This window comes from Jiulongibacter sp. NS-SX5 (genome assembly GCF_052828545.1).
This window is the reverse complement of record NZ_CM128248.1, coordinates 4,090,032-4,108,222: the sequence shown is the minus strand read 5'-3', so window position 1 is coordinate 4,108,222 and position 18,191 is coordinate 4,090,032. Positions and strand designations below refer to the sequence as shown.

The following is an 18,191-nucleotide window of genomic DNA, read 5'->3' as shown; positions in this document are numbered from 1 at the left end:
GAGAAAAATGAACACAAACTTACGGCTATTTCTAAAACGAAATTATAATGAAATCAGAATGAACAGCTTATGAACAGCCGTTTTGAGGACTAGAAATACACTTTTGTCAAAAAAACGATAAAATGAAAAATCTATTCTCGGGTCTTTTACTGTTAGTTCTGACCCCATTTATAACAAGAGGACAATCTATAGAGGCCATCCCTGCCAATTTTGAATTCAAAGACGGAGCCGCCGAATTTATTCAGGAAGGAAAAGACAAATTATTAAAGGTGACATCAAATGAGATCGTCAGAATAAAAGACCTGAGCTTTACAGACGGCACTATTTCATTCGACATAAAGAATTTACCTAAGAGCTTCTTTGTCTCTCTTTTTTTTCATGAGCAAAATGACATGGAAAAAGAAACTGTTTATTTAAGAATACCTAGAGCAGTATCTCATCTGAATAATAATGCCATTCAATATGCCCCGTATTTTGATGGAATTAACCTTTGGGATATCTACCCACAGTATCAGGCTCCGGCTCCCCTGGTTATTGATGGTTGGAATCACATGGAATATATAATTCACGGTCAAAGGCTCAGAGTTTTTGCTAACAGCAAAAAAGTGTTGGATATCCCTAAACTGGAGGCTAGAAGTAGAACCGGATCTATTTCATTTGATGGAGGTTCACTTATCAAAAATATTAAGATAGAACATAATAAAGTGGGAGATCTACCTGCCACAGAGGCCCCAGATCTAAGCGACCACGAGGCGAATTATATACGTGAATGGGCAGCTACCAAACCGATGAGCATACCCAAAGGACATGAGGTTACTGCCGACATGCTCCCTTCAAGTGCTGCTTATACTGAAACTATCAAAGCTGAAAGACTAGGCTTATTAAACCTCACCCGAAAGTTCGGCAGAAACAGTGAAAGAGAAGTAGTTTGGTTAAAATCCATCATCACCAGTAATAAGGATCAAAACATAGAACTGGAGCTAGGCTTTAGCAATGAATACTGGCTATTTCTGGATAATAAACTGACTGCCATAGACAAAAATCTTTATGTAGAAAACATGCAGAAAGACCCCGGTGGAAGACTTTCCATCAGAAATGGAAAAGCCATGCTCAATCTTCACGAAGGAAGAAATGAACTTACAATTGCCCTGGCGAATGACTTTTACGGAATGGGACTAATGGCCAGGCTTCAGCATACCAATGATCTTAATACCATCGAGGCCTTTAAACCCGAACTGGTGAAGAAGTTGGAAAATGTAAATGCCTACCTGGGCAAATACGAAAATAAAGAGTTCAACATCATGGCAGATTTCACGTACCAAAATGAAAAATTGGTTGCTAAATTAACCGCTCAAGCTCCTTTACCCCTGGAGTACCTCGGTGATGATACCTTTTACCATACCAGAGAAGGGATACAAGTGACCTTTGATTTTGAAAATAGCACAGCCATTTTCAAAGATGAAGATCGCTCTTATATTTTCAACAAAACGAAATAAAGAACATTGGCCTCCTGACGGAGGCCTTTTTACTTTCCGAATAGCCTTTACTCAATTATTTGCTCTAATATTGCGTTTGATCATAAAAGGCTACCTCCATAAAACAGCTCTACCTATATCTCATACTCTTCATATCTAGCTTTGGTTTTTCTCAAAACCAATTCTCAGGAATAGTTAAGGATTTAGAAACTGACCAGCCATTGGAGTATGTCAATATCACCTCAGGCAACTCCGGCACCCAAACAGATAGTCTCGGGAGGTTTCTGCTCAAATCTTCTAACCCGTCTGAGTTCATAAGAATAAGTTTAGTAGGGTATGAGAGCCGAGCGTTTCTTAAAAATACCTTCTTTCAGGGAGGTGTAATTTATCTCAAACAAAGTCGGAATGAGCTTAACGAGGTCCTGGTAACACCTGATGAAAACCCGGCTTGGCGAATCATTCGTGCTGCCCGTGAAAACGAAAAACGGAATAACCCACAGAAATACGACGAATTTAAAGCAGACAGCTATACCAAGATAAGATTACGGGTAGATAGTCTGGTGGCCGTAAATAGCGACTCTTTAAATCCCAGATTTAAAACAGGACTAAAGTCAAAAGAAACGCAGGAGTATTTGAATGTTCTTTTACTGGAAAACATTGGTGATTTCTATTTCAAAAAAGGTCAACAAAAAGAGGTGGTACGGCATACGGTATCAAATATTCCAAAGTTGTTCCCGGTCAACTTATTGTTTTCTGACGAACAAAACCCACTTGGATTCTATCAACCTTTTTATAAGATAAATACTGAGTCATCTAACACCACAGATGGCAATGCCTACGAACGGAATTACATCAATCCCTTAAACTCAGGCAGTTTTTCTATCTATGATTTTCAACTCACAGATACACTTTACAGTATTTATGATTCAGTTTTTGTGATACAATTTAAACCCTACAAAAACACTAAAAATGCTCTGAAAGGTGAATTGAGGATCAGTTCTAATTTTTATGCAATTCAGCAGATTGAAGTCGAAAATGCCGACTCCTTACAAAACGCCTCAATCTACCTAAAACAGGAGTACGTTTTTGAGAAAGACAAGTGGTACCCAAAATTCAGAACAGTACGCTGGGAGTATCCCTATCAAAACAGCAGTGTGTCTATGAGAATAAGACTCACCAATTCTCAGTACCTGAGTCATTTTGACGACAGTCTGACCCTCGGTGAAGTCTATTTTGATGGCAGCACCAAATATGTTATTGATAAAGCTGATACCACCAGTTTTGAGGAATTTGAAAAGCTCAGGCCCATTGTCATTTCAGATGAAGAAAGAATAGTGTATAAAAGAGCCAAATCTTCCTTGGAGAAAATCCCAATCATAGCAGCGGGGTTGAAGCTCATGGAGAAGCCCAGCAAATGGATAATGCAAGCCTCACTGCCAATAGGCCCCTTTTTACTCCTTCTTGACCAAAACCATACGAATTACCATGAGCTAGCTCGTGGTGGCCTTGGGCTTCAGAATAACCTCCTCGCTAATCCTCGTTTTGGTTTCAGGGCCAGTGTAGGTTTTGGCTTGAGAGACAGAACCTTCAAATACCATACTTCTGCCTCTTGGTTTATTACAAAAGACAGATACAATAGGCTCAGTACTTATCATATCAAGGATATTCGACCGCCGGGACAGGTTAATTTTCTGGGGCCAAACTACAGTACTCCCTACCCTCAATCCTTATTTTTTGACCGAAAAGGCTATATAGTAGATGGTTTTAAAACTACTGGGGCGGCCTTGTACATTAAGCCCATTCGCTGGACCTGGTTTCGTTTCTTTGCAGAGCAGCAAAACGTCACACAACTCAATTATTCAATAAGCGAAGAAAATGCTCAAAACAAGGTTTATCATTGGGGTGTAAACTTCAGATTTGCTCGGAAAGAACGTTTTGTAAGAAATGGATTTTTTGAGAATGTAGTTAGCAACTACTTCCCTATTCTAGCTTTTAATGCCGAACAATTTAAACCGATCAATTCATCCCCTTTCTATCGCTTTTCTTTTGACCTCACTCAGCAGATTCGCTGGAAAAGAATCGGCTACGACCTCATTAGAATTCATGGAGGTAATATTTGGGGAGAAGCCCCGTATAATTTTCTCTATAATAACCTTGGCGGCTCAAGAGGCTTTTTTGGTTTCAATAAACCTGGTTTTGTCTCTGGCAATTTCCTGGAATTTGCCTCAAACAGATACATTTACGCCGACGTGGTTCATTACTTTGGCAAAAACCTGATCAAATCAAAAATCAGTTGGTTTCAACCCCAAATTGCCATTGGACATCGGTTCTCCTGGTCTGAATTAGACCAAACTAAAAGACTAGAAAACCTCACGATTGACTCCTTCAAGCAAGGTCAATATGAGGTAGATCTTTATATCAATCAGGTGGTATTGGTACCCATTATGGGTTTCAAAGTAGGCTTTGGTGTTAACTTCGCTTATAATTATTCTTCAGAATTTAATGGTCCACGTAGATGGGTTGTCCTTCCGAACTTCATTTTACCATTCTTATAAGAACTGGTATAGACAAACAGCCGTTTAACACATTTTAAGCCCGATAATCAAGCGAATTAATGTAACTTGGAAATTATGAGTCAAAGCGTCTCAAACGAGACCTTTTTCTCTGATAAGTTTTACTTAATCTTAAACTCAAATGAAAATTAAACCATCACAAAACCCCTTAATGGTCTTGATGCTGGCACTGCTGCTGACACCTTTAACACAGCTTCATGCACAGACCAAAGCCGAGAAAAAAGTGGCCAAGCTAAAGGCCAAATTGGAAAAGGCGATTGACGCCCTACCAATTAAAGAATCGACACAAGAAAATATCGAAGAAGTGGTTCTGGATAAGCCCGAGCTGGCAGACCCTGTAAAAGGAGCCACTGTAGAGGGAATTACAGAGTACACCCTTGAAAACGGACTGAAAGTACTCTTACTTCCAGATCAAACCCAGCAAACCATTACCGTAAACATCACCTACATGGTAGGAAGCCGTCATGAAGGCTACGGTGAAACAGGTATGGCTCACCTTCTGGAGCATATGGTATTTAAAGGATCTCCTAAACATACTGATATACCAAAAGAGCTTTCTGACCACGGAGCCAGACCAAATGGTACGACTTCGCTAGACAGAACCAACTATTTTGAAACCTTTAATGCTACAGAGGAAAACCTACGATGGGCTTTGGATCTGGAATCAGACAGAATGGTAAACTCTTTCATTAAAAAAGAGGATCTGGAATCTGAATACACCGTGGTAAGAAATGAGTTTGAGATGGGTGAAAACAACCCTAACAGCATCCTGATGGAGCGAATCACCTCTGCCGCTTATGTTTGGCATAATTACGGAAACAGCACCATTGGCTCCAGAGAAGATTTAGAGCGTGTGCCGATTGACAAATTGCAAAGCTTCTACAAAAAGTATTATCAACCTGATAACGCCATACTAATTGTAGCCGGTAAGTTTGAGCCGGAAGCTACTCTTGCACTGGTCAATGAATACTTTGGGCCTATCCCAAAACCTGAAAGAACTCTAACAGATACCTATACCAAAGAACCAGCACAGGATACCGAAAGAAACATTGTTCTGGAAAGAGTGGGCGATGTACAGTTTTTAGGAGCACTTTACCATGTTCCTCCGGCCACACATCCAGACTTCGCTTCTGTTGATGTGATATCTGATGCCCTGGGTTACAGCCCAAGTGGGCCTTTGTATAAAGCTTTGGTTGATACCAAATTGGCTTCTAATGTTTTTGGCTTTGCCAGAGCATTGAAAGAACCGGGTTTCTCCTATTTTGGGGCAGTAGTACCAAAAGAAACGGATATTCAAACCTCTAAAGAAGCTTTCCTGAAAGCAATAGATGAGGCAGTGGCCAATGGTTTTTCACAAGAAGAAGTAGACCGTGCAAAAAGTCAAACAGCCAGATACCTGGAGCAGGTCACTCGTGATTCTGAATCATTCGCCAAAATGCTAACCGAGTTTATTGCCTTGGGTGACTGGAGAACCTTCTTCATTTTCAGAGATGCCGTAGAAAACGTAACGGTGGAAGATGTGAACAGAGTGGCTAAAACTTACTTTAAGCCTTCCAATAGAACTGTCGGTATGTTTATCCCTACTGAGGAGCCAGACAGAGTACACTTACCTGAGGCTCCTGACGTGGCTGAGCTGGTTAAAGATTATAAAGGCCGTGAGATTGAAGAGGTGGTTGAGGTTTTTGAAGCCACTCCAGAAAATATAGACGGTAGAAACACCACAGGAACATTGCCAAACGGCATGGAATATTCACTTGTTTCGAAAGGAACCCGTGGCAATGTAGTTTCTGGAAGTATGACACTGAGAATAGGTAATCAGGAGTCATTAACCGGAATAGGAATGACCGATAACCTTACGGCCTCTATGCTGATGAGAGGATCTAAAAATCTAAGTCGCCAGGAAATCAAAGATAAATTGGATGCCATGAAAAGCTCTGTGAGCATCAATGGCGGCGGTAATACAGTCTCTGTGGGTATAAATACCACGAAGGAGCACCTGGCAGAGGTTCTTTCTATCGTAGAAGATGTATTGAAAAATCCAGCATTTGATGAAAAAGAGTTCAGCAATATGAAAACGGAAATGAAAACATCGATAGAAGCCAATATGAGCCAGCCAATGGCAGTAGGTGGCGTTGTTTTCAGAAGAACCATGAACCCATACCCGAAGGGCGATGTACGTTATGTACCTACCTATGCTGAGCAGCTGGAGATGATAAATGAAGCCAGCATCGCTGATATGCAAGCTTTCCACTCTTCTCATTACGGTACGGGTAATGCCACCATTTCTTTGGTTGGTTCTTTTGATGAAGCAGCTACTCTCAAGGATCTAAACGAGAAGTTTGGCACTTGGGAAAGTGAAACTACTTTTGAAAGAGTAGCCAGCGAATACAAACCAAATCCTGCAGGCGGAGAAAAAATTGAAACTCCGGATAAAGCAAATGCACTTCTTCTGGCGGGTATTAACCTAAAAATGAAGGATGATAATCCTGATTACGCTGCCATGTACGTTGCCAATTATCTTATGGGTGGTGGCTTCCTGAATAGTAGAATAGCTACAAGGTTGCGTCAGAAAGATGGTATTTCTTATGGAGCAGGAACTCAATTTAATGCCTCTCCAATTGACGAGACAGGTCAATTCATGGTTTACGCCATCCTGGCTCCTGAGAATAATGAAAAAGCCATTCAAGGGATTCATGAAGAGATCAATCGTGTAAGAAATGAAGGTTTTACGGCCGACGAACTGGCCAAAGCTAAAGAGGGCTTGATTCAATCTCGTCAGCTTTCAAGATCAAAAGATAATGAACTAGCAGGCAAACTAAATGGCTATCTGTACCTGGATAGAACTATGGAATACGATGCTGAGTTTGATCAAAAACTGGAAAGCCTATCACTTGACGATGTCAATAATGCTTTCAGAAAGTATGTTGACAATTCTAAGCTTACCATGGTGCAAGCCGGTGATTTTGCCAAAAAATTTGCTAGCCCGCAAACAGAAACCGACGAAACTCCAGCCAGTACATCTGGAGGAGAGTAAGAGGAATAGCTTCAATAAAAAAGGATTGGCCTTGGCCAATCCTTTTTTTTGTTTTAGGCAAATAACAAACCTTAAAATCGCTCAAAAAACTCAACGGTATCTTTGATATCTGCGATGCCTAAAATGTAGCAGACTTCGGAAAGATCTGAGAAATCATATCCACCTTTTTCAACAGCATGATTGAGGTATCGACCATCCACCCCATTATACTTGTTTGAAATTTCAAAAGCCATTTTCCAGGTGGATAATAAAAATGGATCTTTTACATCTGAGTCGAAATTGGCCACAGCCTCATTTCTAAAACCCGGAGTACCGTTTCCCACGGCATTGCCATCGGGAATTTTGTGATAATCTGCTGTAGCCTTAGTATAAGCCAAATCCTCCTGATTGGTCACTTCTTCGTTCCAGTTACTATGCTGTACTACGTGCACACGTTCGGCTATTTTCATTTGAGGATATAGTTTTTGAATAGATTTTATCAAAGCTGCGGAGAAATCAGACTGACCAGCCTCGGCTATCCATAAGTCACCTCCGCTATCTAAAACCTTTGCGGCTATGGCCGTCACTTTATTTACAGCACCTTCAAAATCGGCATGAGCGTCTGACCAGTTATTCCCAAATGCTTTTTGAAATAGCGGATTAGGTGGTACATATAGACCTTCCTGTTCACCATAGGTGCCGGCCACGGCGTGGTACTGTACATCATGAAAGGCCTCATTGGCCATCAAAGTAACCAAAGCGGCTACGGTATGAAGGTCATCCACATCGGTTTTACAATCAAAATGACCTAAAAGCAGATCCTTTTCTGTATTAAAATCTGGTGATTTTTGCTGTGCAAAAGTGCCTGTAGTTCCTAATGAAAGACTAAGCAGAAGTACTAAACAGAGGTTTAACTTTTTCATGTGTTAGGTGTTTTGTTTCAATAGTTAGTAAATGACTCAAGTCAAAGAATCCTTTTTTTAACCTCTAAACTCACTGACAATAAGTATCTTGATGAATCAGATATTTTGCCATTGAGATCAAAGCCCCTTAAGATAAACCAATTCTTTCAAATGAAAGCTCTTCGCTTCTGCAGTTTCTGTTGTCTGATTTTCTACAGTTTTATTGCTACGGCACAGTATAACTCCAGAGCCGATAGTCTGCTGGCTGTGTATGAACAAGCCGAAGAAGACACAAACAAAATAAGGGTAATAAATCACCTTATTAACGCCTTTATGTATGCAGACCCTATCAAGACCAAAGAATTCATAGATGAAGGATTATGGCTCAGTCAGCGTTTAAAATATGAGAAGGGTTTAAATCTCTTTCATTACCAGAATGGCAACTACTATTACACCTACGAACACCTGGACTCTGCAGAAATGGCTTATCAAAAAGCCTATGATATAGCAGTAAAACTGAAAAACCTAAACAGCCAGGCCAGAGCCAAAAGTGGACTGGCAGTAAGTAATTTAGAAAAAGGAAACCTCAATAAGGCCGAGCAGCTTTTCACCGAATGTTTAGAGCTCATGGTTCAAACCGGCGATAGCCTGAGTATAGGCGTCACCTACAATCATCTGGCAAACATTAGTGAAAAAAGAGGTCACTATAAAATCGCCATTGAGTATTTGACCAGGAGTCTGAATGTTCTTTTCACACAATCAGAACGTTTTAGGGTGGCAGACGCATACTTTGCCCTGGCAGATGTAGAAATGGCACTGGAGCATTTCAAAGAAGCCAAAGATCATTATCAACTGGCCTACACTATTTATCAAGAAGAAAACGATGAACCCTATATGGCCTATGCTTCCGTAGGGCTTGGTGGTGTACATTCTGAAATGAAAATGTATGATGCAGCAGAAAACAAACTTAGACAGGCTCTTGACTATGCTTTACAAACGCAAAATGAGAGCCTTGAACTCACAGCACTCAAAGAATTAAATGACCATTTCATACGCACCCGACAATTTTCGGAGGTATTGGCAAGTCAGGAAAGAATAGAAGAACTCACCACGGGGCGTGACGAAAAACTATTTAAAGCCAGCATTCAAAACCAACTTTCAGAGGCCTATATGGCCAAGGGTAATCCTAATCTTGTCCTTGAATTAACCGATTCTACCATCCACTATTCACAGGCCTCAGAGAATACTAAACTTTTAAGCGACGCCTATTTATTGCGAAGCAAAGCTTTCAAACAACTGGGCAAGCCTGTGCAAGCACTTCAAAGCTTTGAAATGCATAAAAACATCAGCGATAGTCTTTTGAATCAAAGAAAATCGCAGCAAATAGAGGAACTGAGGATTCAGTTTGATACCGAAACAAAGGAGCGAGAGATAGAAACCCTAAACCTGGAAGTAGAGAAAAGCAACCTGCGTAAAACCCTTTTTGGGGTTGGAATGATCTCCGCATTGGTGATAGCCGGACTCATCTATTTTAGTTTAAGACAGCGTAACAAACGAAATATGGCAGAGTACGAAAAGGAAAAAGCACTGATAGCTCATGAACTAGCGTACAAAAAGAAGGAGCTGGTGAGTCAAACTCTACACTTGGTGAATAAAAACACACTCATTCAGGAGCTGAAGGAAAACCTCAAAGAGATCAAAAAGACAACCGAGGTGGGCACAAAGGAAATCGGTAAGATCATCAAAGATCTTCAGCAGGAAAATGCCTCAGATGCCAATTGGGAGGTATTTAAAAGTCATTTTGCTCAAGTGCACAATGATTTTGACATCAAACTCAAACAAAAAGCCCCTGACATCACCGATAACGAAATACGACTCGCTGCCTTCCTGAAAATGAAGCTTAGCACCAAAGAAATCGCCGGAATGCTCAATGTACAACCCGACAGCATCACCAAATCAAAATACCGCCTCAAGAAGAAATTCAATTTGGAAGCCGATGTTGATTTTAATGCTTTTTTGGAGAGCGTGTAAGAGTTCAAACAGTTAGCTGTTAGTAACCGTTAAGAAACGCTTACTGTCGTTTTTTATACTTATAATAAGTTACTTACAAGCATTTGTCGCTTTGAAAAAATAAAGGTTATTTTTGGGTATTGCGTATATAGGCTTGTTGGCAACAAGCTAAACCAAACAACAGATCCAATCAAAACTTATGAATGACACAAACAATATCCAAATCCAATTTGACTACCTTGATTTGGAAAAATGCTTCAAAAATTTTTACGTAGTTCCCGATTATCAAAGAGAATACGTTTGGGAAGAAAGACAAGTAACCCAATTATTATCGGACGTTTTCGAGGAGTTCGATAATAACCATAACAAAGAATATTTTATTGGGAGTACGGTTGTTTTTAAAGACAATAATGGTTGTTATGAGCTAATTGACGGACAACAAAGAACCACCACCCTATTTTTAATAATCTGTGCGATAAAAGCAATCTACAAAGAATGGAATTTGGACACGGATACGCTCGACCGAATGATAAAAGACAAAACCGTCAATTCATTGGGCGATTCGATAGACAAATTTAAATTGGAACTTCAATATAAAGACTCATCGAATATCTTAACAGTAATTTCCTCGCTTGGCGATAGACCAGCGAATTTAAAAGGTTCGGCAGATAGGCTATTTAACGCCTATGAGAACATTATTGCATTTCTAACACAAAACTTCAAAAAAGAAAAATCGGACCAACTCAAAAAGTTCTTTGTTTACCTCTATCGTAAACTAAAGTTCATCCAAATAGAGACACCAGAAATAAATGATGCTCTGAAAATTTTTGAAACGATAAATGAGAGAGGTATTGGACTAAATCCAATGGATTTGCTCAAAAATTTAATTTTCAGACAAGTCGAGAGGGACGAGTTTACAAAACTTAATCACAGATGGCAACAGCTTGTCAAAATTTTGGATAAAAACAAAGAAAAGCCTTTACGTTTTCTTCGTTATTTCATAATGGCAAACTACAACGTAAACAGTCCAAAAGGCGATGAAATTTTACGTGAAGATGAAATTTACAAATGGATAACCAAACCCGAAAACGCAAGACAATGCAACTATGAAAAAGAGCCGTTTGAATTTGTTGAATTGCTAATCGAAAACGCATCAATATTCGTCAAATATTTTAAGGGCGAAGACCACGATGGACAAAATATTTACCTAAACAACATACGTAAATTAGGTGGTGGCTCCTTCCGTCAACATTTGATTTTGTTATTGGCAGGTCGCAGATTACCAAAGCCACTTTTTGACCATTTGGCGAAACAAATCGAGACTTTAATTTTCTATTACTTTATCACACGAGAGCCAACGAAAGAGTTTGAAAGAAACTTCTCAAAGTGGGCTAAAGACTTAATTGAAATTAAAACTGCTGAAGAATTAGACCAGTTCATTAAGGAAAAAATTGAGCCCGAAGTAAATGAGAAACGAAATAGCTACAGAAGTAGTTTCCTCGAACTTAATCAACATTCTGTTCAACAATATCGTATGAGATATATTTTGGCTAAAATAGCTCAATATATTGACCAACAGAGATTAGGTTCGTATAAACCACAAAATCTTGACGGTTACATAACCAAAGGAATTGAAGTTGAGCATATCTTACCATTTACACCAGAAAACGGATTGCGAGAAAAGATTGGCAAAGAATATGACGAGGTCAAAATTAAACTTGGCAATTTAACGTTGCTTGAAAAAAGCATAAACGCTTCAATTGGAAATAGCGATTTTTACGACCACAAAATGGGCGAATATGCAAAATCAACAATCTACTTGACCAAATCAATTTCGGTTCTCGAAAATGTTGGAACAAATACAGCAATTACGAGAATAAACCAAAGGTTAAAATCATTTGATGAATGGAACCAACTGACAATTAACGAACGACAGGAAATGCTATTTGAGTTATCGAAAAGCATTTGGGAAGTTGACTATTTGAATTAAAGAAACGGAAAAAGCCTGTTACCAACAACGGCTATAAGCAATTGGGGCATAAGTAATTATCCTAAAATAAAAATATAATTAAAGGTTAGTGCTAAACCGAAAAGTTTGGGCGAGAAATCCCCAACTGCTCATAGCCACGACCGTTAATCTGATAGTAAAAATATTTTATATATGAATTTAGAAGAACAGATGGACAGCATTCTTTTAAGAATGGAAAATGGTGAACTTTTCGCATTATCACAAGACACTCCTGACTTGTTTAGGCAAGCAATTAAAAAGCTGCTTGCATTTGACTTAATTTCAAAAAGAGGTAACACCTTTGACTTGACGAGTAACGGACATGAAGCCATTGAATTAGGAGGATTTAACGCTTGGAGGATAGAAAATAAAAACAAAGACATAATTAAATCTCTAACTATAAATGGAGACATAAGCGACTCTCAAGTTGGATTATCATCGCGTTTCGGGAATTTAGAGTCAAGCCACAACTCAACAATCCTAGAACCAACCATAAATGCTGCACAACCAAAAAAAGAGGACCAAAAAACACAAGAATCAAGCATATTAAATAAAATTTATAAGTGGACTGACCATAAATTAATCAGCGGAATAATACTTTTAATCTTAGGTTTTTTTATTTCAAGATTTTTTATTTGGCTCGGACTTTTACCATGCCCAAAATGACAAATAATAAACCAAAAAAATGAAAACCATCAGATAACACAAGCCTTTAAGTAATGGCTGGTAATGAGCGACTCGCCACACCCAACCCACTTGCAGCACCGCCAAATATTTGATTTGCCAGAAAGAAGAACAAACCATTTGAAACCAAATCAAAGATTTAACTCACCTGTAGTGTAATCATCATCCCGATTAAGCCGCCACTACTCAAAGCCAAACCATTAGCTTACATACCCACTTCAATGCCTAGAATTCAATTATTGACTGAAATTAAATCCATAAAAGAAATTGTCTTCGACCTTTCTCGTAGTATTGATTTGCATAAAATATCGACCAGTCATACTGACGAAACCGCTGTGGATGGAAAAATAAGTGGACTAATTGGACCCAATGAATGGGTTACATGGAAAGCCAAACATTTTGGGGTCTATCAGAAACTGACGTCAAAGGTTACTGAATATAATAGGGCTAACTTTTTCACAGACGAAATGGAAAAAGGAGTTTTCAAAAAAATCCGACATGAACACCATTTTACAGAATTGAATGGTGGAACTTTAATGACTGACATCTTTGATTATGACTCACCTTTCGGAGTTGTAGGAAAGCTAGCAGATAAGCTTTTTTTGAAAAAATATATATCTGACTTTCTTGAAAAAAGAAATTCAAAAATTAAGGAGTTTGCTGAAACGGAGAAATGGAAAATTATATTGGATAAAGAAAAGTATAGATAAGAATTCAGTATGTAATCTTTTGCGATTGGAACAAGAACCGACACCAATAATTGAACTTTTAACTATGATTCTATTTTTAGGATCAATTACGTTTTTATTAGGAGCGATTTTTCAAGGTTTCGTGCTTTTCCAAAATAAAAAGTCTTTGCTGACAGGCATTTGGGTTATAATCCTTACAAGACTACTAACTTTCATAAGCTCGTATTTTATTTGGGCATTTTGGCAATTACCGATTGACATTATGTTTTCCTTTATCTATTTACCTGCAGTTTTTCCAGAATTTATATTCAGTCCATTAATGTTGAAACTATTTGGAAACGATATAACTATTTATAGTAAGGCCAGTGTATAGCATTAAAGGCTGAATAGCCGTTCTGATAAAGCCGACGATCAGCAGGTTATAGAACCACAATGGAATAAGAAGTGACAACTGTTAAAGAATTATCAATTTATGTTGTCTTCACTTTATTCGGACGAGATTAAAACAAAAAAGGGTGACAAGATCCTCGTCACCCTTTCTTTTTACTTAAACTATTTGTTTTCTTTCACATATTTTGATTCCGGTGGACCCAGGTAAGACTCTTTGAGTCCCCCGGCGTCTATGACAAACTTCTGGAAAACCACTCCGGGGTCTAGGGCCCAAATTTTCAAAGTATGCTTTCCGGAACTAGAAACTGTATGCTGTGAACTTCTGATTTTGATATGATCTCCAACAGAGTCATTCCACCATTTAGGGTAGGTATAATCTGGTATGGTTTCACCTTCATTCATATTTAGCACTACAGGCTCCTGGTTATCAATAGAAACCGCAAAATGAAGGCCGTCTTCCTTTCTAAAGTCTTGAGTAGGTGACAGATAGCTATGTACTTTAATTTCACCAGGGTTTAGTAGGGTGAAATCATACTCCAGGCTTGCGGCATTCTCCAATGTCTGACGATCTATATTCACAGGGCTAATCATCATGGAAGAGCCCGTACGACCAAGGTTAGGCACAGCAGTCCAGCTCACATTATCTTTATCCCTTTTAGCCGTAAAATGATTTGCATCCATAGATACCACACCATGGGTCTCTATAAATCCTACAGCTTTTTCGGAAGATTTAAAGGCTGGCACACTGATTTGCACCTTTTCCCCGGCTCCTTCAAGTGTAATGGTTCCTATTGATTTTCCAGACGGCACTTTTGACCAGTCAATACTCACAAAAACCTTCTCATCATACTGAATTTCACCTTTGGTTTTGGAGATTTTGATCCAATCTTCCTTGGTTGATATTTGATATTTTAGTGGTTTTGAGCCTTTATTGAATACTTCAAGATAGAAAGACTGATCTGCCAGATTATCAAATTGACTAAAAGACAGCGGCTCATCTGCTGAGGAATCCTTTCCGTTTTCAATAGCAAAGCCCAGCGAGGCCTCCTCCTTCAGGTCTACAGCAAAAACGGGCGGCATGGCATTTACCTCAGGATTATTCCAGCTGGTATATCCCAGATGCGTCTGAGACATGATATGATTCCATTTTCCATCCATGAGTTCTGTATGGAACTCCTCTGCAAGTCTGGCGTCTTTCTCAAAAAGTTCTTTGACGCGTTCAGCATACATATTCGCTGAGGCTCTCCCTTGTTTGGCATAGATTTTACTCTTTTCTGAGGCCACTAACATCTCATTGACCGTGGCACACATCTCAATAGGCGATAAAACCAATTGATAAAATGCAGCCTGATATTGCTCTGGCAATTGACTGTAAATAGTCTTGGCCTTGCTCAGCAATAGATTATACTCTTCCACTATCCGATCCGCCTCACGGTAATTGGGCAAACTATATGTATCAGGCTTGAGCATTTCAGGTGTACGGCGGGCGTTATATTTCGTATAAAGAGCTAATAACTCTGCAATTTCCGTTGTAAAATGCTCCCCGAATTGCTGCTCAACCCAGTTGGTATAAAAAGAAGGCAGGTCTTTCGCCTGAATGGCTTCCGGTTGCCATGCAAAATCAAGGAAAAAAGAAATAGGCAGCTCCATCGGTTTGATATCACCCACATTCACCAGCCAAAGGTCTTTTACGCCATATTGGTAAGCCAAATTCATCTGCTCCCAGGTGCGTTCTATCTGCACAGTATTGAGCCATCGGTAAGATACCGGCCCACCTACAAAATCGAAATGATAGTATAAGCCATAGCCTCCGGAGTGGTTGAGATCCTTCTTTTTTGGTAGAATTCTGAGGTTTCCCCAGTTATCATCACAGAAAAGCACCATGATGTCGTCATCTACCCTCATGCCCTTATCGTAATAATCCTGCACTTCTTTATAAACCGCCCAAACCTGCGGAGTTTCTGCGGCTGGCTTTTCGGTTACTTCTTCAATGATCTCACGCTGGTCGGCTATGATTTCCTGCATAAGCCCCACGGCTGTCTCTTCAGACATGGCTTCATCACCATCTCCTCGCATCCCAACAGTAACCACGCTTTCATAGTCACCCATTCGCTTGATACCTCCACGCCAAAACTCCTGCAGTTTCTCTTTATTCGTGACGTAATTCCAGTCGCCCCCACCAAACTTGTACCACTCGTTATGAGATCGCATTAAGGGCTCATGATGACTGGTGGAAATTACAATTCCGTAATCATTCGCCAGTTTAGGATTCAAGGGATCATCCTCATTAAAAATGGAAGGTACCCACATGGCTGGCCAAAGGTAATTCGCTTTATTTCTGAGCAGTAGCTCATAGACCTTTTCATAAAAAAGGTGATTAAAGTCTCCAAATTTCTCCTTGGCCCAGTTTCTCAATGCTGGTGCCTCGTCATTGATAAAGATGCCTCTATACTTCACAGATGGACCCTCTGAGACATATCTCTCCGTTTTCAGCCAAATATTTTCCTGCTTTTGAACAGGTATATCTGCCCACCAATACCAAGGCGAAACACCCATTTTCTCTGAAAGCGTAAAGCTTCCAAAAGCTACCCCTCTCCTATCGCTTCCGGCTATCACCAATGCCTCATCTATTCCGGGAAAAGGATTATTGACTCTTTGAATGATAAACCCTTCCCATGCTCCCGCTATCTCGTCTATATTGAGTTTACCTGACTGAACCAAGTCTTTGATGTATTCACTTTCTGTAATGGTACCCAAAATGATAACGTTTTGACTCAAGCCTCGTCTTTGAGTAGCTAAGGGTGTTTTTCTACCTGTCACCTTTTCAATATCAGAGCTTAAGAACTCAGCAGACTTTTGAATCAAAACATTTTCTGATCCATCATAAATTATGGCTTCTGCACCATTGATTTGAAAAGCACCTGAAAGTTGCTGTGACTCAAAACTTAGCTCTAGCTGAGCCTGAAGAGAAAGTGGTAAAACAAATAGGAAGAGCTTCTTCAGAATCCTCATCATCATAAAAAGGTAATAGATTTTCAACTCTGCAATATTATGCAACCGATTGCAAAATCCCTTAGGAATATGGATTTTCTTTCAAAATCATGAAGATTTCAAAGATCACTAGCCCGATTTATAAGTTTAAAAGGAAAGTATCCAGACTATCATGAGCCGTAAGACCCAGCTTTTTTTTCAATCTGAATTTCGACTTTTTGATACTCTCAGCCTGCACGTTAAGCATTTCCGCAATTTCCTTATTGCTTAGCTTCATTTTCACAAGGGCCGCCAGCCGTATATCCTGATCAGTAATTTTCTCATTGATGGATCTCAGTTTCTTATCGAAATCATTATGCATCGCCAGAAATTGCGATTTAAAAACTTCCCAGTTCGCTTCAGAGGCATTTTCAAACTGCAGATCACGGATAATCTTATTGATTTCCTTAATGCTCTTTTCGCTGCTTTTCTGATACGTGGTCAGATCATCCTTAAGGTCTTTTAGAAGGGAGTTTTTATTTACCAAATGAAGCGTTTGACTTACCAACTCCTTTTGCTTGTAATCCAGCTCTCCCTGCATTTCTAATTCCTTTCTGACTGCTATCCTTTTACGTCTTTTCAGTAAAAAAATGTAAGTCAGGTAAGAAACGAGTACAAAAGCCAAAGCCATAAAAATGCTCTCCCACATAAATTGTGTAGATAGATTCACCCCATTTCCACTTCTGTAATCATTTACAGCCTGACTTAACTCGCCATACCACGATCGGGAATTATGGTCTTGCTTGATTGCAGGGCCGTCAATCCATGCTTGTGAGTCAATTTCTGTATTCAGAAATTTAGCTTCCTCTTCAAAATCAAATATCAATGAAGGCTTAGGGGAGTCTAATTGACCTTGTTGAAACAAGGAAATCATGGTAGGTGCATCTATTGATTCCTCCCAAAGCTGTAGGAGATCAAAGCCACCATTGAAGGCTTGCCCTTCTTCTCTACCACCTAGTTTCAGAACCGTATTTTCAGAGTTTTCAATGACCACATTATTATTGACAAATCCCTCCAGTTTGCCATTGATGTAGAGCAGCAACATCTTTTGATTTTTGACCACACTGATCAATGACCAGACATTGACGGGCAATAATGTAGAAGAAACCATTTGTGGTTCATACGAATCATTTCTACGGCTAACCTTTACGCTATTTGATGGATTGAGGTCTATCTTCAAAGGCCGTGAAGAGCCGGATTGAAAAGTTAAAATATTCTGTGTCGAAGAATCTTGAGAAGGTTTAACCCAAAAAGCTACAGTAAACTGATCATTCTTCTCAATTTCAATTGTCGCTAATGTTAACTGTATATCCTTTTGAAAATGGCGAAAGTCTAAAGCTCGGTTTTGATTCTGACCAAAGGCCGAAATGACAAAAAAGAAAATAAGGCCAGCATGGAGTAAGCGTTTCATGGCAGT

At 39.4% G+C, this 18,191-nt stretch carries 10 protein-coding genes; 7 read left to right on the top strand and 3 right to left on the bottom strand.

All coding sequences use genetic code 11. The features are described 5' to 3' along the window. Window positions 1-122 precede the first annotated feature (122 nt). The 3 genes from ACUXV0_RS17955 (at window position 123) to ACUXV0_RS17945 (ending at window position 7,082) form a co-directional block, all read left to right on the top strand. A complete protein-coding gene (locus tag ACUXV0_RS17955; protein ID WP_446190962.1) occupies window positions 123-1,496 on the top strand; it encodes a hypothetical protein in 1,374 nt (457 codons plus the stop codon). Between the two features lie 98 nt (window positions 1,497-1,594). Beyond that, window positions 1,595-4,030 (top strand): DUF5686 family protein, encoded by a 2,436-nt coding sequence (locus ACUXV0_RS17950; protein WP_446192823.1) that lies wholly within the window; start codon window positions 1,595-1,597, stop codon window positions 4,028-4,030. A gap of 139 nt (window positions 4,031-4,169) precedes the next feature. After that, a complete protein-coding gene (locus ACUXV0_RS17945) occupies window positions 4,170-7,082 on the top strand; it encodes a M16 family metallopeptidase (protein ID WP_446190961.1) in 2,913 nt (970 codons plus the stop codon). Window positions 7,083-7,153: 71 nt separating this feature from the next. On the opposite strand, the gene ACUXV0_RS17940 is transcribed toward ACUXV0_RS17945, so the two are convergent. Then, the gene (locus tag ACUXV0_RS17940; RefSeq protein ID WP_446190960.1) at window positions 7,154-7,984 is read right to left on the bottom strand and encodes a hypothetical protein; all 831 of its coding nucleotides are present in this window, start codon (window positions 7,982-7,984) and stop codon (window positions 7,154-7,156) included. 150 nt (window positions 7,985-8,134) lie between these two features. Between ACUXV0_RS17940 and ACUXV0_RS17935 the strand changes: the two genes are divergently transcribed. The 4 genes from ACUXV0_RS17935 to ACUXV0_RS17920 all read left to right on the top strand — a co-directional run bounded on the left by ACUXV0_RS17935 (window position 8,135) and on the right by ACUXV0_RS17920 (window position 13,375). Further along, a complete protein-coding gene (locus ACUXV0_RS17935; protein ID WP_446190959.1) occupies window positions 8,135-9,994 on the top strand; it encodes a tetratricopeptide repeat protein in 1,860 nt (619 codons plus the stop codon). 178 nt (window positions 9,995-10,172) lie between these two features. After that, window positions 10,173-11,963, top strand: a complete 1,791-nt coding sequence (locus ACUXV0_RS17930) for a DUF262 domain-containing protein (protein ID WP_446190958.1) — start codon at window positions 10,173-10,175, stop codon at window positions 11,961-11,963. Between the two features lie 171 nt (window positions 11,964-12,134). After that, window positions 12,135-12,647: a hypothetical protein gene (locus ACUXV0_RS17925; protein WP_446190957.1), complete on the top strand. Its 513-nt coding sequence runs from the start codon at window positions 12,135-12,137 to the stop codon at window positions 12,645-12,647. Window positions 12,648-12,886: 239 nt separating this feature from the next. Continuing rightward, entirely contained in the window at window positions 12,887-13,375 is a 489-nt protein-coding gene (locus tag ACUXV0_RS17920; protein WP_446190956.1) for an SRPBCC family protein, read from the top strand. Window positions 13,376-13,906: 531 nt separating this feature from the next. Here ACUXV0_RS17920 and ACUXV0_RS17915 read toward each other — a convergent pair. Next, the gene (locus tag ACUXV0_RS17915) at window positions 13,907-16,783 is read right to left on the bottom strand and encodes a glycosyl hydrolase 115 family protein (protein WP_446190955.1); all 2,877 of its coding nucleotides are present in this window, start codon (window positions 16,781-16,783) and stop codon (window positions 13,907-13,909) included. Between the two features lie 91 nt (window positions 16,784-16,874). Next, window positions 16,875-18,185: a LamG-like jellyroll fold domain-containing protein gene (locus ACUXV0_RS17910; RefSeq protein ID WP_446190954.1), complete on the bottom strand. Its 1,311-nt coding sequence runs from the start codon at window positions 18,183-18,185 to the stop codon at window positions 16,875-16,877. Window positions 18,186-18,191 lie beyond the last annotated feature (6 nt).